Raw genomic sequence first — 21066 nt, 5'->3', positions numbered from 1 at the left:
CGCGTTTTCCAGGGTGAGTCGCCCTGCCTGTATTGCCTCTCGAGCGTTTTGGAGCACATTCATGAGCGGCCTCTCCATCCGCCTGACCCACAAGGTCATGGCGATCGGACTGTTCGGCCTGGTCGGTCTCGCCGCTTTCGGCGCGATCTATGAGATCGGCAGCCTCTCCCAGGATGCCTCCCGCGCCGTTGCCAACCGCGCCCGCGCGATCGCCGACCTCAACAAGCAGCTTTCGATCGACATGCTGGAGGCAAGGCGCAACGAGAAGAATTTCCAGCAGCGCCGGACCGAGAGCTATGCCAAGGCGCATGCCGAGCTGATCGGGCCGATCAACCGCGATTTCGACGAGGCGGCCCGGCTGATGGCGGCCGCCGGCATGAGCGCACTGGCCGAGAAGACGAAGCACGCCCAGGACGGCTTCAAGCGCTATGCGGCGGACTTCGCCGCGCTGGTGTCTGCAGAGACCAGGCTCGGGTTGAACGAGAAGCTCGGCCTCTCCGGATCGCTTCGCGGCGCCGTGCACGACATCGAGACCAAGCTGAAGGAGATCGACGATCCCCGGACGACGACCTGGATGCTGATGATGCGCCGGCACGAGAAGGATTTCATGCTCCGGCGCGACCCGAAATACATTGCCGAGGTGAAGAAGGCTGCGGTTGAATTCTCCAACGCGATCGAGGTCGTCGCGGTGCCGACGGCGGTGATGGACGACATCACGGCCAAGCTTCAGAAATACCTGTCCGAGTTCGCGGCCTGGTCCGAGACCGCGCAACAGAGTGCGGCGCTCGACGCCGCCATGATGAAGACCTTCCGCGACATCGAGCCTGTGATGGCCGAGGTCAGGACTTCAGTCGATGCCATGTACAAGCAGGCCGATGTCGCCGAGACCGCGACCCGCGATGCCGTGCGCTTGTGGATGGCGGTCGCCTTCGGCATCACCGTCGTCGTGCTCGCATTGATCGGTTTTCTGCTCGGACGCTCGATCTCGAAGGCGCTCGGTGGCATGGTCGGTGCGATGACGCGGCTTGCGCGCGGCGAGCTTTCGATCTCCGTGCCCGGCGTCGGGCGCAGGGACGAGATCGGCGAAATGGCCGGCGCTGTCGAGGTGTTCAGGACCAGCATGGCGGAAGCCGAGCGGCTGCGCCTCGAGCAGGCGGAAACGGATGCGCGCGGGCGCGAGCAGCGCAAGGCCGACATGCGGCGGCTCGCCGACAGCTTCGAAGGGGCGGTCGGCGAGATCATCGAGACGGTGTCGTCGGCGGCAACCGAGCTCGAGGCCTCTTCCAACACGCTGACGCAGGCCGCCGAACGCGGCAACGGCCTCGCAACCGCCGTGGCGGCGGCTTCGGAAGAGGCGTCCGCCAACGTGCAGTCGGTGTCGTCGGCGAGCGAGGAGATGACCTCCTCGATCTCGGAGATCAGCCGCCAGGTGCAGGAATCGGCGCGCGTCGCCGACGTTGCGGTCGGACAGGCCGAGCGTACCAACGCGCGCGTCGCCGAGTTGACGAAGGCGGCGAGCCGCATCGGCGACGTGGTCGAATTGATCAACACCATCGCCGCCCAGACCAATCTTCTGGCGCTCAACGCAACGATCGAGGCGGCGCGTGCCGGCGAAGCCGGCAAGGGGTTCGCGGTGGTCGCGACCGAGGTGAAGGCGCTGGCCGAGCAGACCGCGAAGGCCACGGGCGAGATCAGCCAGCATATCGGCGCGATCCAGACCGCGACGGAGGACTCCGTCGGCGCGATCAAGGAGATCGGCGACACCATCGCGCGGATGTCGGAGATCTCCTCGACCATCGCCGCCGCGGTGGAGGAGCAGGGCGCGGCAACGCAGGAGATCTCCCGCAACATCCAACATGCCGCGCACGGCACGTCCGAAGTCTCGGCGAATATCGGCGACGTCCAGCGCGGCGCCGGCGAGACCGGAGCCGCTTCGGCGCAGGTGCATTCGGCCGCGCAGTCGCTGTCGCAGGAAAGCAACCGGTTGAAGGGCGAGGTCGCGCGCTTCCTGGAGTCGGTCCGGGCGGCGTGAGGAATTGAGCCGGCCGTCCGGCGCCGTCATTGAATGATGCGGGGTACGCAGGTTGGGCAGCGCAGGTGAAGTTCTGCGCGGCGCCTGTTGCACTGCAGCGCGTGATTGCGAAACTGTGATCCCGGCGACAGCGTCTTCCGTAGTTTCACGTAGGTTCCTGTTAACGCCTGTTTGCAATTATGGGCGCAATCTTACCGGACAAGAACCAGCCAGCATTGTTGGAATGAACTCCGTCCCGTCGTCGGTTGCGACGATGGCGGCGGGTAACTCGTGCGTTGTTGGGTATTATCGGGATTTATCGTGATGTCGAAGTTGTCGATCGTCTTCAAGCTTCTGACCGTGCTGTCGGTCCTCGTGCTCTCGCTCGCAGGCGTCGGCGTGACGGCAATCGGCACGATGCAGAACATCAACGCTCACACCGTCGAGATCGCAGAGAGCTGGCTGCCGAGCGTGCGTGCGCTGGGCTCGCTTCGCGCCGACATCAACGAGCTGCGCGTCGCGCTCCGTCTGCATCTGATGCAGGACACGGCTGAAGGCAAGGAAGCCGCCGAGAAGCGCCTCGCCTCGCTGCAGGCGCGCATCGACCAGACCCGCAAGGTCTACGAGCCGCTGATCACATCCGCCGAAGAGCGCTCGCTCTATGAGCAGTGGACCAAGGCGTGGGCCGAGTATCTGAACGGCGTGCAGGACGTGATGGCGCTGTCGCGCAAGGGCGTCGGCAAGTTCCCGGCCGATGCCAACGAGCTGCTGCAGACCAAGGTGGCGAAGATGGCCCAGGCGGCCGATCCGCTGCTGCAGAAGGGCATCGAGATGAACAACCGCGGCGCCGAGCTGGAGACCAGGCAGGCGGCCGACAGCTACGCCCTGATCTTCCGCGTGCTGGTCGGCATCATCGTGCTCTCGGTCGTGATCGCGATCGGCGCGGCCTACTACCTCGTGCGGGACGTTTCGCGCGGCATTGCCTCCATCATCAAGCCGATGCAGTCGCTCGGCGAGGGCGACCTCTCAGCCGACGTGCCGCATCGCGGCGAGAAGACCGAAATCGGTTCGATGGCGGATGCGCTGCAGATCTTCAAGGAGGCGCTGATCGCCAAGCGGGAGGCCGACGAGGCGGCCAGGCTCGACGCCGAAGCCAAGATCGAGCGCGGGCGCCGCGTCGATGCCATCACGCGCAAGTTCGAGGCGATGATCGGCGAAGTCGTCGGCACCGTCTCCTCGGCCTCGACCGAGCTCGAGGCGTCGGCGTCGACCCTGACCAGCACCGCGCAGCGCGGCCAGGAGCTGGCCACGGTCGTTGCCGCGGCTTCCGAGGAAGCCTCCACCAACGTCCAGGCGGTTGCGTCCGCCTCCGAGGAGCTGTCCTCCTCGATCACCGAGATCAGCCGCCGCGTCCAGGATTCGGCGCGGATGGCGGCGGAAGCGGTCGAGCAGGCGGCGCGGACCAACGAGCGCGTCAATGCGCTGTCGCTGGCGGCGTCCCGCATCGGCGACGTGGTCGAGCTCATCAACACCATTGCCGGCCAGACCAATCTGCTGGCGCTGAACGCCACCATCGAGGCGGCACGCGCGGGCGAAGCGGGGCGTGGCTTTGCCGTCGTCGCCTCCGAGGTCAAGGCGCTGGCCGAGCAGACCGCGAAGGCGACCGGCGAGATTGGGGCGCAGGTGTCGGGCATCCAGGCCGCGACGGAAGAATCCGTCAGCGCCATCCAGGAGATCGGCGGCACCATCGAGCGGCTGTCCGAAGTGTCCGCGGCCATTGCCGCCGCCGTCGAGGAGCAGGGCGCGGCGACGCAGGAAATCTCGCGCAACGTCCAGCAGGCCTCGGTCGGCACGCAGGAGGTCTCGTCAAACATCGTCGACGTGCAGCGCGGCGCGACCGAGACCGGCGAGGCCTCGACCGAGGTGCTGTCGGCGGCGAAGTCGCTGGCCAGCGACAGCACGCGTCTCAAGGTCGAGGTTGCGCAGTTCCTGGAATCGGTTCGCGCGGCCTAGCACGATTTTCTTCACCTCTCCCGCTTGCGGGAGAGGTCGGCGCGTCCCGGGCGATGCGAAGCATCGTCCCGCGCGCCGGGTGAGGGTTCTCTCCTCTAGGGGGGGCCATTGCGGAAACACCCTCTCCCGCAAGCGGGAGAGGGAGCGCACCTCCCGCAAACACTCGAACCTGAGCTCGTTACGCCTAAGGTTACGTGCCCGTCTGCGGCGCCGGCGGCGGTGTGACCTGCCGCCGGAACAGGATGCGCTGGTAGAGCCATCCGATCGCGACCAGCACGACGCCGAGGCACATGAAGGACAGCGCGCGGTAGACGCCCGTCAGCGTCGACATGTCGATGACGAAAGCCTTCAGGATCGTCAGCGCGATGACGGCCGCCGACGCGAGGCGGGCACGCTCCGAATTGACGAGAATGCCGACGCCGAGCAGCACCACGCCGAAGGCAAGCCACCCGATCGAATAGGTGTATTGCTCCGCGCCCGTGGTCGGTCCGGTGGACAGGATCGGGCCGTGATAGAAGCGGCGGATCTCCAGCGTCACATAAACGAGTGCGAACAGCAGTGCGCCGCCCGCGATCGTGTTGGCGTAGACCGTGCCGCGTTCGCCGACCACCGCATAGGACAACAGCAGCATCAGCACCGCCGGAAGCGCGTAGCCGAGCAGCAGCAGGTTGAACACGGCGCCGCCGACATCGACGCGCCAGATCAGCGGGTTTTCCAGGATGAGGAGGCCGAACACGCTGATGAGGCCCGCGATCGCCGTCAGGACGACCGCGCCGACATTGTGCACGATGCTGCGGCTGCGCAGCCGCAGGCGCTCCAGCCCGATCGCCATGGCGAGCGCGACGCAGACCTGCAGTGCGCATTCGAGCAGCGAGGGCGGCGAGATCATGTCGCCGCCGGTCGCAAAATGGCGGACCTCCATGAAAGCGAGCAGCGCGGTGAACAGGATCGCGGCGGCTTCGACCACGCGCAGCGGCGGGTCGTCGGCGCGGCGGCGCAGGAAGATGCTCGCGCCCCAGAACGAGGCCGCCGGCAGGCCGTAGCCCCACAGCAGCCAGTTGAAGATCGGCGTCGTGCCGACGGCATCGCCGACGATGCGCGGATCATAGACGATGCGCGCGGTGACGATCGCGGCGAAGATCGCAGCGAGCCGGCGCAGCACCGGGATCGGCCGCTGCAGCGAGATCCAGGCCGTGCCGAGCGACATCAGCGCGAGCGCGATGGTGAGCCAGCCCTTCTCCAGAGCGAAGGTCAGCGCCAGCGCCAATGCGCCGAGCGTGCCGGTCGCGAACAGCGCGATCGAGGTTGCCACGCCCGGCCGTTCCTCCCGGCGCATCAGCGCCTCGGTCGCGGCGCCGAAGGCCGCCGCGAGCAGCACCGCGAGGATCGCGAACGGGATCGAGCGGTCGAGATGGGCGATGCGCGCATAGAGCGCGACCAGGATCGCGATCGGCGTGGCGACGCCGGCCGCCGACCACACCACCGGAATGATCGGCGAATTCGACCTGCCTTGCGCGAAGAAGCCCGCGATGCCGAAGCCGGCGGCGAAGATCGCGGCCGTCACCAGATGCAGCGTCACCGAGCTGTCGGTCGCGACGGGGCCGACGCCCGGGATGGGACCACCCGGCAGCACCAGCATATCCGGATTGGCGCGCACCGCCCATTCGGCGAACACGATGAACACGGTCGCAGCCGCCGCGCCCAGCGCGCCGGTGGCCGCGGATGCGCGCCAGGCGACGAACAGCGTGCCGCCGACCAGCAGCGTGAAGGCGACCAGCGCCAGATCGGCATGCGCGCTCGACAGCACGATCAGCATCGCACCGAACAGATAGGCACCGAGCGAGCCCGACGAGACCGGTTCGATCTCGCCGTCCTCGACGGTCGGGCCGAACATGAAGCCGCAGACGACCAGCAGCGCGGCAAGCACGAAGCCGGCGATGGCATGGAAGGCGTGCGGCGCGACCTGCACCTCGTTGGTATCGAGGCCCGGGAAGATCCAGAGCACGGCGAAGCCGATCGTCGTGACCGCCAGCCAGCGCCACAGCCGGATGCGGGCGAGGCCGAAGCTCGCGGCGGTGACGACGGCGAGGTAGATGTAGAGCGCCCAATAATCGGGCTTGCCGCTGGAGACGAGGACCGGCGTCACGAAGGCGCCGACGACGCCGAGGCCTGCAAGCGCGGGCCCGTGCAACAGCGCCGCGGCGAGCGTGCACATCGCGACGATGCCGAGCAGCACGAAGGCGGTGGCGGGCACGAGGAAGCCGTAGAGCGCGTAGGCGGCATAGATGGTGGCGAATGCCACCGCGGTGCCGGCTGCGGTCAGGATCGCCGGGATGTTGGCGATCGGCAGCGCCGCGATGCTGGAGATGCTCTCCTTGCGCCGCGTCCATTCGCCGGCGCCGAGCAGGGCGGCTGCGAACAGGCCGCCGAGGAAGACGCGCACGCCGGGGCCGACGAGGCCGGCCTCGATCGAATAACGCACCATGAAGAAGCCGCCGAGCGCGAGCGCAAGGCCGCCGATCCACACCACCCAGCGCGTGCCGAGACGCTCCTCGAAGCCGGGCTCGGGCGCAGGAATGGGCAGCGGCGGCGGTGGCGGAGGTGCGGCGGCCTCGCTGCTCGCTTCGAGCGGCGGCGCAACCTCTTCGGTCACGAGCGGAGGCGGCGCGGCTTCGGCTTCCGGTGCAAGCGGCGGCGGCTCGGCAGCAGGCGCTGCGGGCGCCTCAGCCTGCACATAGGCCGGCATCGGCGGCGGCTGCACCGGCCGCAACGCGTAAAGCTTCTCTTCCAGCGTATTGAGCTTGCGGCGCAGCTCGGCCGCTTGGTTGGAGGCCTTGATCGCGATCAGGAAGGCGATGATCGCAATGATCAGCGCAAAGACGTCAAACGGGCCGTCGAACATGAAGCCTCCAGGCAACCGGCGGGCAGGGGCCGGTACCAACTATCAGGATCTAGCGCCGGGAGCGTACGCGCAAGCCCGGCGCGGGCCGCTCCTGGAGCACCACGCGGCGGAAGCGGTAGAGCGCTGCCGGCCGTCCGCCCGTCTGTGTCGACATCACACCGGTCGGTTCGACCAGGGCCTCCGTCTCGACCAGGCGGCGGAAATTCTGCTTGTGCAGGTGCCGGCCGGAGACCGCCTCCACCGTGTGCTGCAATTCCGTGAGTGTGAACTCGGCGGGCAAAAGTTCAAATACGACAGGACGATACTTCAGTTTTGCGCGCAGCCGCGCGATCCCCGTGGCGAGGATCCGGCGATGGTCGAACCGCATCGAGATGCCGAGGGCGGGCAGCGCCTTGCGCGCTAATGCCGCAGGACGGCCGTCGCGCCTGGCTTCCTCGACCAGCCCGGCCTCGTAGAGCAGCTCGTAGCGGTCGAGCACGCGCTCCTCGTCCCAGGGCGCGCCGTCGAGCCCGAAATAGAACCGCACGCGATCCTTGCGCGGCAATGCGCGGCTCGTCTCCGGCGTCTCCTCCTCGGCCCATCTGGTCAGCGCCGGGATGATGTCGCGGGCGATGATCGCGGGCGGCTCCTCGCGGCGGTCCTCCCAGGGGAAGAAGCGATACCAGGGCTCGAAGCTCGCCCCGGTCGCGGCGAGTTCGCCGTCCACCGCGCGCGTCAGCGCGAGATAGCCGATCGACACCATATGCGCGCCGGTGTCGCCGGCCTCGGCATGACGGCCGCGATCGCCGAAAGTGTAGAGCTGCTCGACATAGCCGAGCCGCAAACCCGACTGCGCCTCGACCCAGGCGCGCAGGCCGATCTCGAACGTGCGATGGCTCGGCGCGTCGAACGGGCCGAACGGCAGGCCCGCCAGGCGGTCGCTGCCGCGCGCGGTGAGGATCAGCGGCTCATGGTCCTCGATCGCGACGATCGCAGCGGTCAGGCCGATCTCGATCGGCGTCAGCAGCGTCTCGCTCATGCGGTGATGATCGCAGCTGTTGCCACAAACCCGTCATGCCCGGGCTTGTCCCGGGCATCCACGTTCCTGGTGCAGCGACAAAGGTCGTGGATGGCCGGGACAGGCCCGGCCATGACGATGCGGAGACATCCGGGCACGAGCGCACCTGCGATGTAGCGCGCAGCGGTCATTCGAGCTCGATCACGAAGGGGCGGCCTTCGACCATCATCGCGCCGGGGCCCATCTCGTCGAGTGCGCGCAGCATGCGGCCGTTGCGCCCGAGCGCACGGTCGGCGAGGCCGACGATGCGCCGGTTCGGCGAGGCGATGGGGGAGGCCGCGCGGATCTTCTTGGCGATCTCGATCTCGTCGCGATCCGGATTGAGTGCGCAGACGGCGGCAAAAGCGCTCGCGGTGGAGCGGCTGATGCCGGCATAGCAATGCACCACCAGCGGCGCGGCGCGGTCCCAGCCGCGCACGAAATTCAGCACCTGGTCGATATGCGCTTCGGATGGTGCGGTGAAGCCGTCCATCTCCTCGGTGATGTCGTCCATCGACACCTTGAGATGGTTGGCCGGCAGCACCGACACCGGCCGCGCCACCTGTTCGACATTGGCCATCACCGTCAGCACATGGCTGGCACCGGTGATGCGGACGGTCTCGGGAAGCGCGGCGAGGGAACAGACGTGGATCATGGCGGACCTTTTTGCCGGCGATTATAGCGAGCGCTTGGAGGGTGGGCAAAGGCGCAAAGCGCCGTGCCCACGATCTCGCAGTTGCGTATCCCCGCTCTGTTTGGCGGGCACGCTTCGCTTTGCCCACCCTACGAAGGGAGGACGCTACGCAAACACCGCGCCGAACCGCTCCAGAAACTGCTTCTCGGCCCGCGCCGCGGTCCAGGGCGTGAGATAGTCGCGCCGGACGCTGTCGGACAGGCCCGGATCCTTGCCGAACAGGCGCCGCGCCTCGCTTTCGCTGAAGCCGGCAAGCTCGGTCGCCTCGAGATAGGCCGCGCCGCGATCGGCGGCCTTGATGGCGAACGTGATCTCCTCGGGCAGCTCCGGCGGCAGGCCGAAGCGGATGTGGATGGCGCCGAGCAGGCGCTTCTCCACCGCCTTGTAGTGACCGTCGAGCACCGCCTTGAACGGCGAGATCATGTCGCCGATCACGTATTCGGGCGCATCGTGCAGCAGGGCTGCGAGCCGCATGCGCTGGTCCACGCGCGGCATCTCGTGCCGCAGCACGGTCTCCACCAGCAGCGTGTGCTGCGCGACCGAGAAGATGTGGGCGCCGGTGGTCTGCCCGTTCCACCGCGCGACGCGCGCCAGCCCATGGGCGATGTCGGCGATCTCGACGTCGAGCGGGGAGGGATCGAGCAGGTCGAGCCGCCGGCCTGACAGCATGCGCTGCCAGGCGCGGGATTCCGCGCCGCGCGTCGTCTTCTTCGCGCTCATTTGGCCTTGAGGCGCGGCTTGCGCTGCAGCTTGCTGCAGGTGGCGTGGCAATGGCAGTCGACGAGATGGTCGTTGACCATGCCGGTCGCCTGCATGAAGGCATAGACGATGGTCGGGCCGACGAACTTGAACCCGCGCGAGGACAGCTCCTTGGAGATCTGCACCGACAGCGGCGTCGAGGCCGGTACGCTCGCCGTGGTCTTGAAGTTGTTGACCTTGGGCTTGCCGCCCATGAAGTCCCAAAGCAGCTTCGAGAAGCCGGGTCCCTTCTCCATGATGTCGAGATACGACTTCGCGCTCAGGATCGTGCCCTCGATCTTGGAGCGGTTGCGCACGATGCCGGCATCGTTCATCAGCGCGTGCACCTTCTTGTCGGTGTAGCGCGCGATCTTCTCCGGCTGGAAATCGTCGAAGGCTTTGCGGAAATTGTCGCGCTTGCGCAGGATCGTGATCCAGGACAGGCCGGCCTGGAAGCCGTCGAGGATCAGCTTCTCGTACAGCGCGCGGTCGTCATATTCGGGCACGCCCCATTCGGTGTCGTGATAGGCGACGTAAAGCGGATCCTCGCCGGGCCAGGGGCAGCGGGTCTTTCCGTCGGGATGCAGGCGGGGGGCACGGCTCATGCGATGGGTTGCTTTGCGGGAATGCGGACGACGTCGGGTTCTGCCAGCGTCAGTGTGAGGCCGCCGGCGGTGAGCGGCTGGCCGACGTCGAGCGCATCGGCGACACGGTCGATGCGCACCAGCGCGATGCCCTTGCCTTGCGCCGACGAGCCCATGGTGCCGACTTGCTTGTCGCCGGCCATCACGCTGACGCCGACTTCCGGCGAGACGTCGTCGAGCAGCACCTTGATGCTGCGCGTGCGCGCGGTGCCGCGATGCTGCATGCGCGAGACGACCTCCTGGCCGACATAGCAGCCCTTGTCGAAATCGACGCCGGCAAGGCGGTCCATGTTGGTCTCGTGCGGGAACGCATCGCTGTACATGAAATCGAGCCCGCCGCGCGGCACGCCGAGCGCGATGCGGTGCGCCTCGTAGTCGGCGGCATCGACCAGGTCGGCGCCGATCAGGTCGGACAGCTTCTGCTTGAGATCCTCGGGGATCAGGATGCGGGTGCCGAGTTCGGCGTTGCGCGGATCGGTGAAGGCAAGGTCCGGCTGCGCCGCGGGCTGGCCGTCCCAGGCCGCGAGCACGCTGAGATCGAGGTTTTCCACCGTGACCTTGGCGCGCAGCTTGTAGAATTTCAGCTTGGTGGCGAGGGTGGCCGCCAGCGCCTTCGGGCAGTCGATCAGGAACCCGCCGCCATGGCCGGCCGGCACCTCCGTGATCAGGAAATCGACGATGATCTTGCCCTGCGGCGTCAGTAGCGCGCCGAATCGCCCCAGGCCCGGCTTCAGCCTGTCGACATCGGTCGTGATCAGGCCGTTGAGGAAGTTGCGCGCATCCTCGCCCGCGACCTTGATCACGCTCCGGTCGGGAAGAAACGCTGATTTCATGCGAATATCTCTTGCGACATGTTGCTGCGGAACGTAAGCCCGCAAGGCATAAACGACAAGACCTCGAGCCCTGCGCTTGGGGATGAGAGAGGCCCCATGACCCAGCGTTTCGATGTGATCTTGAAGGGCGGCACGGTCGTCAACCAGGACGGCGAGGGTGTTCGAGATATCGGCATCACGGGCGGCCGCATCGCCGAGCTGGGTCCGCTGTCGCAGGCCTCCGCCGCCGAGGTGATCGACTGCAAGGGGCTGCACATCCTGCCCGGCGTCATGGATACGCAGGTGCATTTCCGCGAGCCCGGGCTGGAGCAGAAGGAAGACCTCGAGACCGGCTCGCGCAGCGCCGTCATGGGCGGCGTCACCGCGGTGTTCGAGATGCCGAACACCTCGCCGCTGACTGTGACGGAAGCCACCTTCAGCGACAAGATCAAGCGCGCCCATCACCGCATGCATTGCGATTTCGCGTTCTTCATCGGCGGCACCCGCGAGAACGTGCAGGATCTGCCGGTGCTGGAGCGCGCGCCGGGCTGTGCCGGCGTCAAGGTGTTCATCGGCTCGTCCACCGGCGCGCTGCTGGTCGAGGACGACGAGAGCCTGCGCCGCATCTTCCAGGTGATCCGCCGTCGCGCCGCCTTCCACGCCGAGGACGAGTACCGCCTCAACGACCGCAAATCCCTGCGCATCGAGGGCGATCCGCGCTCGCATCCGGTCTGGCGCGACGAAACCGCGGCGCTGATGGCGACACAGCGCCTCGTCAAGCTCGCGCACGAGACGGGCAAGCGCATCCACGTGCTGCACATCTCGACCAAGGAAGAGATCGAGTTCCTGCGCGACCACAAGGATGTCGCCTCCTGCGAGGCGACGCCGCATCATCTGACGCTGGTCGCGCCCGAATGCTACGAGCGGCTCGGCACGCTCGCGCAGATGAACCCGCCGGTGCGTGGCGCCGATCACCGCGCGGGCATCTGGCGCGGCATCGAGCAGGGCATCATCGACGTGCTTGGCTCCGACCACGCCCCGCATACGCTGGAGGAGAAGCAGAAGACCTATCCGGCGTCGCCCTCCGGCATGACCGGCGTGCAGACGCTGGTGCCGCTGATGCTCGACCACGTCAATGCGGGCCGCCTGTCGCTGGCACGCTTTGTCGATCTCACCAGCGCCGGCCCCGCACGCCTCTACAACATGGCCTGCAAGGGCCGCATCGCCGCCGGCTACGATGCCGACTTCACGGTGGTCGACTTGAAGCGCAGCGAAACCATCACCAACAAATGGGTGGCCTCCAAGGCCGGCTGGACGCCCTATGACGGCGTGCGCGTCACCGGCTGGCCCGTCGGCACCTTCATCCGCGGCCGCCGCGTGATGTGGCAGGGCGAGCTGGTGACGGCCTCGCAGGGCGAGCCGGTGCGGTTTCTGGAGACGTTGAAGCAGTAGGCGGTTTCGGAGGGGGACGAACGCACCATCCCCCGTCATTGCGAGGAGCTCTTGCGACGAAGCAATCCAGACTATCTCCAAGGAGAGATTCTGGATTGCTTCGCTGCGCTCGCAATGACGATAGGAGAGGCCGTAGCCCGCATGAACGCAGCGACATGCGGGTTTTCACTTTGCGAGGTTCCCGGGTTTCGCTACGCTCACCCGGGCTACAGCTTTGCAGCGCGAGGTGACAATGTCCCAGCCAGCCGCCCTCATCACCACCGAGCAGCTCGCCGCCATCCTCGGCGATCCCAATCTCCGCCTCTACGACTGCACGACCTACAACGAGCCTGTCCCGCCTGGCAGCGATGTGCCCTATCGCGCGGTGCCGGGCGACAAGACGTTCGCGGCGGGCCATATTCCCGGCGCGGATTTTCTCGACCTGCAGGGCGAGTTCTCCGACAAATCCGCGCAGCAGTTCTTCATGATGCCTGATGTGGCCCAGTTGGAGGCCGCCTTCGGCCGCCACGGCCTCGATGCGTCCAAGACCATCGTGCTCTACAGCATCGGCACCATGATGTGGTCGACGCGGTTCTGGTGGATGCTGCGCTCGCTCGGCGCCGAAGCCCGCGTGCTCGACGGCGGCCTCGACAAATGGAAGGCGGAGGGGAGGGCGATCGAGACGGGTGCGCCGAAGGGCTATCCGGCCACGACCTTCAAGGCCAATCCGCGCGCGGGCTTCTTCGTCGACAAGAACACCGTGAAGGCGCGGATCGGGGATTCCTCGACCGTGATCGTCAACGCCCTTGGGCCGCAATTTCACCAGGGCCTCGAGCCCAGCCGCTACGGCCGGCCGGGCCGCGTTCCCGGCAGCGTCAACGTTCCCGCGGCGACGCTCGCCAATGCCGACAAGACGCTGACGACGCCGGCCGATGCCGAGGCGAAGTTCGCAGCCCAGGGGGTCACGCGCGACAAGAATGTGATCGTGTATTGCGGCGGCGGGATCTCGGCGACGATCGATCTCTTGCTGCTGACGCAGCTCGGCTACGACAAGCTGACGCTGTACGACGCTTCCATGGGCGAATGGGCGCGGGACCCGTCCCTGCCGATCGAGACGGATTAAGCAAGCGATCCTGGGAGTACGTGGTAGCGCGAGCTCGCCCGCGGCGTCATCCTTCGAGACGTCCGCCTGCGGCGGGCCCTCAGGATGAGGACGGAGGGCCTGGCAACAGTTCTCACAGGCGAAGATGTCGCTCGGCCTCATCCTGAGGGCGCGGAACGCGCGTCTCGAAGGACGAGGCGCTCGCTCAGGCGTCGCCCGGTTCACATGCGATGGTCCCGCCTTCCAAATGAGGGTAAAAAAGTCAGGAACCTTTTTCCTTGGCCTGCATCCAATGCCCGGAGCGACTTGAAACGAGCAGGTGACCGCCATGCAACGGACCGCAGCCGGCCTGTCCGCCGGCGCCAGAACGCTGGAAGCCGAACTGATCGACCGCGCGCGGGCCCGGGACGAGGCCGCGCTGCGCGAGATCATGCAGGCCAACAACCGCCGGCTCTACCGCCTCGCGCGCGCCATTCTGCGCAGCGACAGCGAAGCCGAGGACGTGGTGCAGGAAACCTATGTCCGCGCCTTCACCCATCTCGACGGCTTCCGCGGCGAGTCCGGCCTGTCGACCTGGCTGTCGCGGATCGCCATCAACGAGGCGCTTGGCCGGGCGCGAAGCACGAGGCCGCATGTCGAGCTCGGCGCTGTGCCGGAAGAGGCGCTCGAGGCGCAGATCATCAAGTTTCCCGTTTCTCCCGCAGGCGATCCGGAAAGGACCATGGCCCAACGTGAAATCCAGCGCGTCGTCGAACGCGCCATCGACGAGTTGCCGGATGTTTTTCGCATGGTGTTCGTCGCACGCGTCATGGAGGGCATGAACATCGAGGAGACCGCCGATCTGCTCGGCCTGAAGCCCGAGACGGTGAAGACCCGGCTGCACCGCGCCCGCACCATGCTGCGCGAGAATGTCGAGAAGGAGATCGGCCCCGTGATGATGGATGCCTTCCCGTTCGCCGGCTGGCGCTGCGAGCGCCTGACCGAGGCGGTGCTGAGGCGGCTCGGTGTCGGCGGCTGAAATTTTTCGGGAACGTTTGCGCGAAACGTCCATCCAATTCCTGTGAAGCAACGCGCCGGCAAAACGCCCGGCAGCACAGGAGTGTCAAACCATGTTCATCCGTTGGAGCGCGGCGGTCGCCGCGGCCATTCTGTTGTCGGGTCCCGCGCTGCAGGGCGCAAGCGCCGCCGACAAGCCGACCGATCCGCAGATCGCCCACATCGCCTACACCGCGGGCGTGATCGACATCAATGCCGCCAAGCAGGCGCAGAAGAAAGCGAAGAGCAAGGAGGTGAAGGCGTTTGCCGAGGACATGCTGCGCGACCATGAGGCGGTCAACAAGCAGGCGCTGGCGCTGGTCAAGAAGCTGAATGTCACCCCTGAGGACAACGACACCAGCAAGGCGCTGTCGAAGCAGGCCAGTGACAAGCTGGCCGAGCTCGACAAGCTGAGCGGCGCGGCCTTCGACAAGGCCTATGTCGCCAACGAGGTTGCCTACCACAAAGCGGTCAACGGCGCGCTGGAGACCCAGCTCATTCCGTCCGCCAGCAATGCGGAGCTGAAGAGCCTGCTGCAGACCGGCCTGAAGATCTTCCAGGGCCACCAGCAGCACGCCGAGCATGTCGCGGCCGAGTTGAAATAGGGGCGCAGCATGATGCCGGGACGCCTCGCTCCGATCGCGCTTGCGGTCATCGTCCTGTCGATATCAGTCCCGGCGCGCGCCGCGACGATCGAGATCACGATGGAGAATCTCGTGATCTCTCCGGCGGAGGTGTCGGCGAAGGTCGGCGACACCATCAGCTGGATCAACAAGGACGTCTTCGCCCATACCGCCACCTCGAAGAACGGCGATTTCGACGTGACGCTGCCGCCGAAGAAGTCGGCGACGTCAGTGCTGAAGAAGGCGGGAACGGTCGAGTACTATTGTCGCTATCATCCCAACATGAAAGCGACGCTCAAGATCGAGCCGTGAGGGGGGGAGGGAGCGCTTTCCCGTTCGCGGTGGGAACATCTCCCGATCATCGCGAGACTAATGCTTGGCCGCGGGAGCCGGCTTCCGTGCGATAAAGAGGGCAGACTTCGCGACGTGTCGCAAAGTCATTCATCCGTCGACTGGCCCCGCCCGCGTGGCGGGGTCATTTTCGATGCGGGCTTACTGCCTGCAGATGTCGACCGAGAACTCGCCGTTGCGGATGCGGCCCGGGAAACCCTCGACGAATTTCGCCACCGCGTCCTCGCCATAGGTGCCGACGAGCTCCGCGAAAGCCGCGAACAGGCTGGCCTGCGCCAGACAGTCGCCGTCGACGCCGTCATGGCGTGCTTCGGCCCAGGCCTCGTTGAGATAGCTCAGTGCGGCCTGTTTCTGCTCGTGATCGGGCAGCGGCGCGCGGGCGGGTGCGTAGGAAATCGACTGGCTCATGAAACTCGACAGGGCTTGAGGCGCGTCCACGGCGATGCGCTGCACGAGAGGTGTAGCACGCGTATTAACGCCCGCTAGGCCACATCTTTAGGAACGGTTAACGGCTGTGAACAAACTCGATGACAGGGTTCCAGCCCCGCGTTCCACGACCCAACCCCTCATGGTGAGGAGCGCGCTCTTCGCGCGCGTCTCGAACCATGAAGGCCCCGCTGCAGCAGTCGGGCCTTTCATCCTTCGAGACGCGCACAAGAGGGCGCGCTCCCATCGACAACGGCTTCGCCGTTGCACAAGAGGGTACTGTTTTGGGTTTGGCTGACGGGAAAAGCTCAGTTCGCGTAGCGCGCCGTCAGATCGCGCGAGATCTTCGAGCCTTCCTCGATATAGCGGCGGATCGCCACCGTCGCGGCCGGCGTGCAGCTCCGGTAGGTCTGCTGGAAGCCGTTATAGCCGCGGTTGAAGCCGGCGATCATGCGGGTGCGGCGCTCGCCGGAGGGGGTTTCGGCGTCGATCAGCGCCTGCATCTCGCTGCGCCATTTGTTGCCCTCGTTGGATCCGCAGATGCCGCGCAGATAGTGCAGCCCGCCGAGGATCTCGGCCAGCCGCTGCAATTCGCCGTCAAACGGCGCCGCGGCGTCCTGGGCCCGGGCGGGGCCGCAGGCGCAGGCGAGAATCAGGGCAAAAATGGCCAGAAATCGCGTGGACATCGGCGGCTGTATGCCTCTTCGAGGCCGGGGAAGCAAGGCGAGCCGCACCGGCGGTGCGCTCCCTCTCCCGCTTGCGGGGGAGGGTCGGGGAGGGGGTGTTTCCGCAGGCAAGAACCCCCAAGAGGAGAAAGCCCTCACCTGCGCCTTCGGCGCGACCTCTCCCGCAAGCGGGAGAGGTGCACCGAGCCCGCGGATGGGCTTACGCACCAATCAGGCGAGCGGCGGACTGGATGACCTCCTCCAGCCCCCCGGTCAGCTTGAGGTCTCCCAGGCTCGCCAGGGCGTCCGGGGCGATCCAGCGGTAATCGTCGAGCTCGTCGTTCAGGGCGGGTTCCTTCGCCACCCAGCGGGCGGCAAAGGACATGATCAGATAATGGCCGGCGCCGGGCGCAGCCGGCAGCACCTCGCGCCAACCGGCAAGGCCGACGATCTCGATTTCGAGCCCAGTCTCCTCGTCGACCTCACGCTTGAGCGCCTGGTGCAGCGATTCGCCGAATTCGACCCGGCCGCCCGGCAGCGAATAGAATCCCTTGGCCGGCGAGCGGGCGCGGCGGGTCAGAAGCACCTTGCCGTCGCGGAAAATCGCAGCGCTGACGGCGATCTGGGGATGGGTGGGCTGGACGACCGCGGACATGTCTTCAACCAGCCTGGCTCAATTCGCCATGATGGTGTCGACGTCGGCCTCCGCGCCGCCGTTGATGATGCCGCCGCAGGCCGCGATCAGCGGCTTGACCCAGAGCGTGGCCTGCTCGGCGAGGCGTACGCGGGTTGTATCCTTCTCGACCTCGCGCATGGCCGACCCGACCGCGGTCAGGATCGAGGTCATGGTGTCCGTGATGTGGTCGAATTGGGCGCGCACGTTCGGATCGGCCTTCTCATAGGCCTCGATGGCGAGATCCCGCGCCTTGAAGTTCGATGCCGTGAAATGCTCCGCGTAGGACAGCGGCGACCAGGTCAAAAAATCTTCGGCGCATTCGGGCATATCCGGGACCATTTCCAGCAGCATCACGGCTTCATTGAAATGGTTGAGATAATCAGTGGCAAGCCCGGTTCGCGGGTTGATGTTGGCCACGCGCAGCCGTTCGGCCCAGGCCGCGGCCTCGGGGCCCGTCTGTACATGCCGCGCGGGTTGGGTGGCCGTTGAGCTCATCTGCCGCAGTGTTAACGTTCGGGGTTAAAAGGACCTCAACGGACCCTATATTGGCCCAAGGATGTGTGGACGCTTCGTCATAACTTCAGCCCCCGCGGCTTTACGGCAACTATTCGGCTACATCGAGCAGCCGAATTTCCCGCCCCGGTACAATGTCGCCCCGACGCAACCGATTCCGGTCGTTTTGGTGGAGAATGGCGCGCGCCATTTCCGCCTGATGCGCTGGGGCCTGTTGCCGAGCTGGGTCAAGGATCCCAAGGGCTTCACGCTGCTGATCAACGCTCGCTCGGAGACGGTGCTGGAGAAGCCCGCCTTCAAGAAAGCGATTCGCCGGCGGCGCGGCTTGATCCCGGCCGATGGTTATTACGAATGGAAGTCGGAGGGCGGCCGCAAGCAGCCGTTCTTCATCCACCGCGCCGATGGCGAGCCGCTCGGCTTTGCCGCGGTGTTCGAGACCTGGGTCGGGCCGAACGGCGAGGAGCTCGACACGGTCGCGATCGTCACCGCGGCGGCGAGCACGGATCTCGCCGCGCTGCATGACCGCGTGCCCGTCACGATCAGTCCGCGCGATTTCGAACGCTGGCTCGATCACCGCGGCGACGAGATCGATGCGATCCTGCCGCTGATGGGGGCCCCGCGCATCGGCGAATTCGCCTGGCACCCCGTCTCCACCCGCGTCAACCGCGTCGCCAATGACGACGAGCAACTGCTGTTGCCGATGAGCGCGGAAGCGATGGAGGCGGAAGCCGAGGCAGCGAAGCCGAAGAGGGCGGCGCGAAAGACCGCTGCGGTGTCGTCAGATGACGGGCAGGGGTCGTTGTTTTAGGTAGGCTGGCGCTATTCACTCCGCTGTCGTCCCGGCGAAGGAGTCGTGTGGTTATCAGTGCGTAGGATGGGTAGAGCGAAGCGAAACCCATCGCTCCTCTCGCGGGAGTGAGGTTGATGGGTTTCGCTTCGCTCTACCCATCCTACGGCAGCGGAGCTTTAAACAATCTCCCTTGTCCTCAACGCCGCGATCTCCGCCGCATCGAAGCCGAGCTCCCCGAGCACCGCATCCGTATCCGCACCCACTTCCGGCCATCCGGTCCAGTGCGTAGGATGGGTAGAGCGAAGCGAAACCCATCGCTCCTCTCGCGGGAGTGAGGTTGATGGGTTTCGCTTCGCTCTACCCATCCTACGGCAGCGGAGTTTCAGACAATCTCCCTTGCCCTCAACGCCGCGATCTCCGCCGCATCGAAGCCGAGCTCGCCGAGCACCGCATCCGTATCCGCGCCCACTTCCGGCGCCATCCGGTCCAGCCTGCCGCCGCCATGCGCGAGCTTGAAACCGCTGCCGGCGAAGCGCAGGCGGCCGTATTGCGTGTCGAGCTCCTGGATCGCGCCGCGCGCCTTGATCTGGGGATGGTCGATGACCTCCTCGACCTTCCAGATGCTGGCGCAGGGCGCGCCGGCGTCTTCCAGAATCGTCTCCCACTCGCGCGCGGGCCTTTTCGCCAGCGCCTCCTCGATGATGGCGCGCAGCGCCGGCTCATTCTCGTTGCGCGAGAACCAGTCAGCGAAGCGCGGATCGCTCAGCGTGTCCTCGCGGCCGAGCGCGCTCATCAGCGCGCGGTACTGCTTCTCGTTGTTGACGGCGAGCAGGATGTGGCCGTCGCCGCATTTGAACAGGTTTGCCGTGGTCCTGCGGCTGACGGCCTGGTTGCCCGACAGTTGCTGCCGATGACCCGCGACCGACCAGTCGGCGATTTGCCCTGAGAGAAACGCCATCGTCGCCTCCAGCATGGAGACATCGACAAACTGCCCCTTGCCGGTGCGGTCGCGCTGGTACAGCGCGCTCGACACGCCGAACGCGGCGGTGGCGCCTGAGAGCACGTCGCAGACGGCGAAGCCGGCACGCGTCGGTCCTGTCTCCGGATGCCCCGTGATCGCCATGATGCCCGACAGCGCCTGCATCTTGCCGTCATAGCCGGGCCGCAGGCGGTCCGGGCCGGTCTGCCCGAAGCCTGACACCGCGCAATATATCAGCTTTGGATTGATCGCCGAGAGTGCCTCATACCCGATGCCGAGCTTGTCCATCACGCCCGGCCGGAAGTTCTCCATGACGACGTCGACGGTCGCGACGAGCTTCTTCACGATCGCGATGGCGTCGGGCTTCTGCAGGTCGAGCGTCAGGCTGCGCTTGTTGCCGTTGATGGCCTGGAACGCGGGGGCGAGCCCGCGCTCGGCCCATTCGCGGGACAGCGGCGTGCGGCGCATGTCCTCGCCCTCGCGCCGCTCGACCTTGATGACGTCCGCGCCCAACAACGCAAGTTGGTAGCTGGCATAAGGACCGGCCAGCACTTGCGTAAAATCCAGGATCTTCACGCCCTCGAACGGTCGCGTCACGTCGCTCTCCCCATTTTGTTTTCGTTGTCGGAGGACGTCAGGCGGCGCGGTTGCCGCGCGCGATCTCCTTCTGCTTGTCGAATTCGGCCCGGCGGCGCGCCAGCTCTTCAGGGGAGAGCTGCGCGACGTTGTTGTAGTCGAGCTTCCAGGAGGCGTCCTCGCTCCAGCGAAGCGGCGACTGCATCGTGGTCTGCGGGCCGCTCGCGGTCTCCAGCAGCTTCAACGCGAGCTCCAGCGTCTGCGCCTGGGAAGCGACGTCGTACGGCTTGCCGGCGGAATTGCCGAGCGGGAAGTCCGAGAACAGGAAGCGCGGCACGGCGGCGTGCTCGATGATGTCCTTGGCGCAGCCCATGATCACGGTCGGAATGCCGTTGCGCTCGAGGTGCCGCGCCACCAGCGCGGTGGTCTGGTGGCAGACCGGGCAGTTCGGCACCAGCACGGCGACGTCCACCTTGTCGGCGAGACAGCGTGCCAGGATCTCCGGTGCGTCGGTGTCGAGCGTGACGCGATGGCTGCGGTTGGTCGGCGCGCCGAAGAAGCGCGGGGCGACCTCGCCGATGCGGCCCGAGGCGGACGCCTTCAGGAGCTGCGGCAGCGGAAACCAGGTGCCGTTGTCGGTGGCCGAGGTGTGCTTGCGGTCGTAACCGATGTGGGAGATGCGAAGGTCGTGCTGTTGCGAGGTGTCGCCATCATAGACCTGGTAGAACTTCGCGCTGCCGTTATAGGCCGCGCCCGGCCCCTGGTCGCCCTTGGTCGGATCGTAAGGCGCCGCCGTGGTGATGATGGTCACGCGCGACTTCGCCAGCGGTTTCTTCAGCGCCTGGAACGGCGCTTCGGTATGATGCGCCCAGCGGTAAGCCGTGGTGTAGCCGATCGCCGCGTAATAGTCGCGCGTGCGCTGCATGTAGGGGACGGGGGAGTCGTAGTCGGGCGCAAAGCCGAATTCATCGTCGCGCGGAGCGGACATGGGCGCGTCTCCTGGTTCTTGGTTGGAGCCAGACTAGAGATAGTTTTGGCGTTGCTCAACC

20 protein-coding genes are annotated in these 21066 nt (G+C 66.5%); 8 read left to right on the top strand and 12 right to left on the bottom strand.

Annotation, left to right across the window (positions count from 1 at the left end):
• Positions 1–61 precede the first annotated feature (61 nt).
• Both JQ617_RS38430 and JQ617_RS38425 read left to right on the top strand, forming a co-directional pair.
• The gene (locus JQ617_RS38430; protein ID WP_212030889.1) at positions 62–2032 is read left to right on the top strand and encodes a methyl-accepting chemotaxis protein; all 1971 of its coding nucleotides are present in this window, start codon (positions 62–64) and stop codon (positions 2030–2032) included.
• 303 nt (positions 2033–2335) lie between these two features.
• A complete protein-coding gene (locus JQ617_RS38425) occupies positions 2336–4024 on the top strand; it encodes a methyl-accepting chemotaxis protein (protein ID WP_212030888.1) in 1689 nt (562 codons plus the stop codon).
• Between the two features lie 190 nt (positions 4025–4214).
• Here the strand turns inward: JQ617_RS38425 and JQ617_RS38420 are convergent, their stop codons facing one another.
• From JQ617_RS38420 to ygfZ, 6 genes are all read right to left on the bottom strand, one after another.
• Complete coding sequence (locus JQ617_RS38420; RefSeq protein WP_212030887.1) at positions 4215–6926, bottom strand: DUF2339 domain-containing protein; 2712 nt, start codon at positions 6924–6926, stop codon at positions 4215–4217.
• 49 nt (positions 6927–6975) lie between these two features.
• Positions 6976–7944, bottom strand: a complete 969-nt coding sequence (locus JQ617_RS38415; RefSeq protein WP_212030886.1) for an NUDIX hydrolase — start codon at positions 7942–7944, stop codon at positions 6976–6978.
• A 166-nt stretch (positions 7945–8110) separates the two neighbouring features.
• Positions 8111–8617, bottom strand: a complete 507-nt coding sequence (locus JQ617_RS38410) for a tyrosine phosphatase family protein (protein ID WP_063691895.1) — start codon at positions 8615–8617, stop codon at positions 8111–8113.
• Between the two features lie 144 nt (positions 8618–8761).
• Positions 8762–9376: a YfbR-like 5'-deoxynucleotidase gene (locus tag JQ617_RS38405; protein WP_212030885.1), complete on the bottom strand. Its 615-nt coding sequence runs from the start codon at positions 9374–9376 to the stop codon at positions 8762–8764.
• Complete coding sequence (locus JQ617_RS38400; RefSeq protein ID WP_063691889.1) at positions 9373–9999, bottom strand: DNA-3-methyladenine glycosylase I; 627 nt, start codon at positions 9997–9999, stop codon at positions 9373–9375. Before JQ617_RS38400 ends, JQ617_RS38405 begins: the two co-directional genes overlap by 4 nt.
• On the bottom strand, positions 9996–10871 hold the full coding sequence (gene ygfZ, locus JQ617_RS38395; RefSeq protein ID WP_212030884.1) for a CAF17-like 4Fe-4S cluster assembly/insertion protein YgfZ: 876 nt from the start codon (positions 10869–10871) through the stop codon (positions 9996–9998). Before ygfZ ends, JQ617_RS38400 begins: the two co-directional genes overlap by 4 nt.
• Positions 10872–10967: 96 nt before the next feature.
• Here ygfZ and JQ617_RS38390 point away from each other — a divergent pair, with 96 nt between their 5' ends.
• The 5 genes from JQ617_RS38390 to JQ617_RS38370 all read left to right on the top strand — a co-directional run bounded on the left by JQ617_RS38390 (position 10968) and on the right by JQ617_RS38370 (position 15353).
• Positions 10968–12302 carry a dihydroorotase gene (locus tag JQ617_RS38390; protein WP_212030883.1) on the top strand — a complete coding sequence of 445 codons (1335 nt, stop codon included), beginning with the start codon at positions 10968–10970 and terminating at the stop codon, positions 12300–12302.
• Positions 12303–12534: 232 nt separating this feature from the next.
• Positions 12535–13404: a sulfurtransferase gene (locus JQ617_RS38385; protein WP_212030882.1), complete on the top strand. Its 870-nt coding sequence runs from the start codon at positions 12535–12537 to the stop codon at positions 13402–13404.
• Between the two features lie 307 nt (positions 13405–13711).
• Complete coding sequence (locus tag JQ617_RS38380) at positions 13712–14401, top strand: RNA polymerase sigma factor (protein WP_212030881.1); 690 nt, start codon at positions 13712–13714, stop codon at positions 14399–14401.
• A 91-nt stretch (positions 14402–14492) separates the two neighbouring features.
• A complete protein-coding gene (locus JQ617_RS38375) occupies positions 14493–15023 on the top strand; it encodes a DUF4142 domain-containing protein (RefSeq protein WP_212030880.1) in 531 nt (176 codons plus the stop codon).
• A 9-nt stretch (positions 15024–15032) separates the two neighbouring features.
• Positions 15033–15353: a cupredoxin domain-containing protein gene (locus JQ617_RS38370; protein ID WP_212030879.1), complete on the top strand. Its 321-nt coding sequence runs from the start codon at positions 15033–15035 to the stop codon at positions 15351–15353.
• Positions 15354–15533: 180 nt separating this feature from the next.
• On the opposite strand, the gene JQ617_RS38365 is transcribed toward JQ617_RS38370, so the two are convergent.
• The 4 genes from JQ617_RS38365 to JQ617_RS38350 form a co-directional block, all read right to left on the bottom strand.
• A complete protein-coding gene (locus tag JQ617_RS38365) occupies positions 15534–15800 on the bottom strand; it encodes a hypothetical protein (protein ID WP_063691872.1) in 267 nt (88 codons plus the stop codon).
• 326 nt (positions 15801–16126) lie between these two features.
• Positions 16127–16504, bottom strand: coding sequence for a TIGR02301 family protein (locus JQ617_RS38360; protein WP_063691870.1), 378 nt, complete (start codon positions 16502–16504; stop codon positions 16127–16129).
• A 199-nt stretch (positions 16505–16703) separates the two neighbouring features.
• Positions 16704–17138 (bottom strand): NUDIX hydrolase, encoded by a 435-nt coding sequence (locus JQ617_RS38355; RefSeq protein ID WP_212030878.1) that lies wholly within the window; start codon positions 17136–17138, stop codon positions 16704–16706.
• 18 nt (positions 17139–17156) lie between these two features.
• Positions 17157–17654, bottom strand: a complete 498-nt coding sequence (locus JQ617_RS38350; RefSeq protein ID WP_063691864.1) for a hypothetical protein — start codon at positions 17652–17654, stop codon at positions 17157–17159.
• A 61-nt stretch (positions 17655–17715) separates the two neighbouring features.
• On the opposite strand from JQ617_RS38350, the gene JQ617_RS38345 reads away from it, so the two are divergent.
• The gene (locus JQ617_RS38345) at positions 17716–18480 is read left to right on the top strand and encodes an SOS response-associated peptidase (RefSeq protein WP_212030877.1); all 765 of its coding nucleotides are present in this window, start codon (positions 17716–17718) and stop codon (positions 18478–18480) included.
• Positions 18481–18844: 364 nt separating this feature from the next.
• Here the strand turns inward: JQ617_RS38345 and JQ617_RS38340 are convergent, their stop codons facing one another.
• A complete protein-coding gene (locus JQ617_RS38340; protein ID WP_212030876.1) occupies positions 18845–20038 on the bottom strand; it encodes a CaiB/BaiF CoA transferase family protein in 1194 nt (397 codons plus the stop codon).
• A gap of 37 nt (positions 20039–20075) precedes the next feature.
• A complete protein-coding gene (locus JQ617_RS38335) occupies positions 20076–21005 on the bottom strand; it encodes a glycine/sarcosine/betaine reductase selenoprotein B family protein (protein ID WP_212030875.1) in 930 nt (309 codons plus the stop codon).
• Between the last annotated feature and the right edge of the window lie 61 nt (positions 21006–21066).

The sequence above is a fragment of the Bradyrhizobium sp. KB893862 SZCCT0404 genome (genome assembly GCF_018130885.1).
Lineage (GTDB): Bacteria > Pseudomonadota > Alphaproteobacteria > Rhizobiales > Xanthobacteraceae > Bradyrhizobium > Bradyrhizobium stylosanthis.
The sequence above is the reverse complement of the archived record's forward strand: the minus strand, read 5'-3'. Positions and strand labels throughout refer to the sequence as shown.

Bases quoted from the DNA above. Each gene is read 5' to 3' on its own strand.
- JQ617_RS38365 (WP_063691872.1), bottom strand. From the start codon at position 15,800: ATGAGCCAGTCGATTTCCTACGCACCCGCCCGCGCGCCGCTGCCCGAT.
- JQ617_RS38390 (WP_212030883.1), top strand. From the start codon at position 10,968: ATGACCCAGCGTTTCGATGTGATCTTGAAGGGCGGCACGGTCGTCAAC.
- JQ617_RS38335 (WP_212030875.1), bottom strand. From the start codon at position 21,005: ATGTCCGCTCCGCGCGACGATGAATTCGGCTTTGCGCCCGACTACGAC.
- JQ617_RS38415 (WP_212030886.1), bottom strand. From the start codon at position 7,944: ATGAGCGAGACGCTGCTGACGCCGATCGAGATCGGCCTGACCGCTGCG.
- JQ617_RS38380 (WP_212030881.1), top strand. From the start codon at position 13,712: ATGCAACGGACCGCAGCCGGCCTGTCCGCCGGCGCCAGAACGCTGGAA.
- JQ617_RS38350 (WP_063691864.1), bottom strand. From the start codon at position 17,654: ATGAGCTCAACGGCCACCCAACCCGCGCGGCATGTACAGACGGGCCCC.
- JQ617_RS38360 (WP_063691870.1), bottom strand. From the start codon at position 16,504: ATGTCCACGCGATTTCTGGCCATTTTTGCCCTGATTCTCGCCTGCGCC.
- JQ617_RS38375 (WP_212030880.1), top strand. From the start codon at position 14,493: ATGTTCATCCGTTGGAGCGCGGCGGTCGCCGCGGCCATTCTGTTGTCG.
- JQ617_RS38345 (WP_212030877.1), top strand. From the start codon at position 17,716: ATGTGTGGACGCTTCGTCATAACTTCAGCCCCCGCGGCTTTACGGCAA.
- JQ617_RS38420 (WP_212030887.1), bottom strand. From the start codon at position 6,926: ATGTTCGACGGCCCGTTTGACGTCTTTGCGCTGATCATTGCGATCATC.
- JQ617_RS38370 (WP_212030879.1), top strand. From the start codon at position 15,033: ATGATGCCGGGACGCCTCGCTCCGATCGCGCTTGCGGTCATCGTCCTG.
- JQ617_RS38385 (WP_212030882.1), top strand. From the start codon at position 12,535: ATGTCCCAGCCAGCCGCCCTCATCACCACCGAGCAGCTCGCCGCCATC.
- JQ617_RS38400 (WP_063691889.1), bottom strand. From the start codon at position 9,999: ATGAGCCGTGCCCCCCGCCTGCATCCCGACGGAAAGACCCGCTGCCCC.
- JQ617_RS38430 (WP_212030889.1), top strand. From the start codon at position 62: ATGAGCGGCCTCTCCATCCGCCTGACCCACAAGGTCATGGCGATCGGA.
- JQ617_RS38425 (WP_212030888.1), top strand. From the start codon at position 2,336: ATGTCGAAGTTGTCGATCGTCTTCAAGCTTCTGACCGTGCTGTCGGTC.
- JQ617_RS38355 (WP_212030878.1), bottom strand. From the start codon at position 17,138: ATGTCCGCGGTCGTCCAGCCCACCCATCCCCAGATCGCCGTCAGCGCT.
- ygfZ (WP_212030884.1), bottom strand. From the start codon at position 10,871: ATGAAATCAGCGTTTCTTCCCGACCGGAGCGTGATCAAGGTCGCGGGC.
- JQ617_RS38410 (WP_063691895.1), bottom strand. From the start codon at position 8,617: ATGATCCACGTCTGTTCCCTCGCCGCGCTTCCCGAGACCGTCCGCATC.
- JQ617_RS38405 (WP_212030885.1), bottom strand. From the start codon at position 9,376: ATGAGCGCGAAGAAGACGACGCGCGGCGCGGAATCCCGCGCCTGGCAG.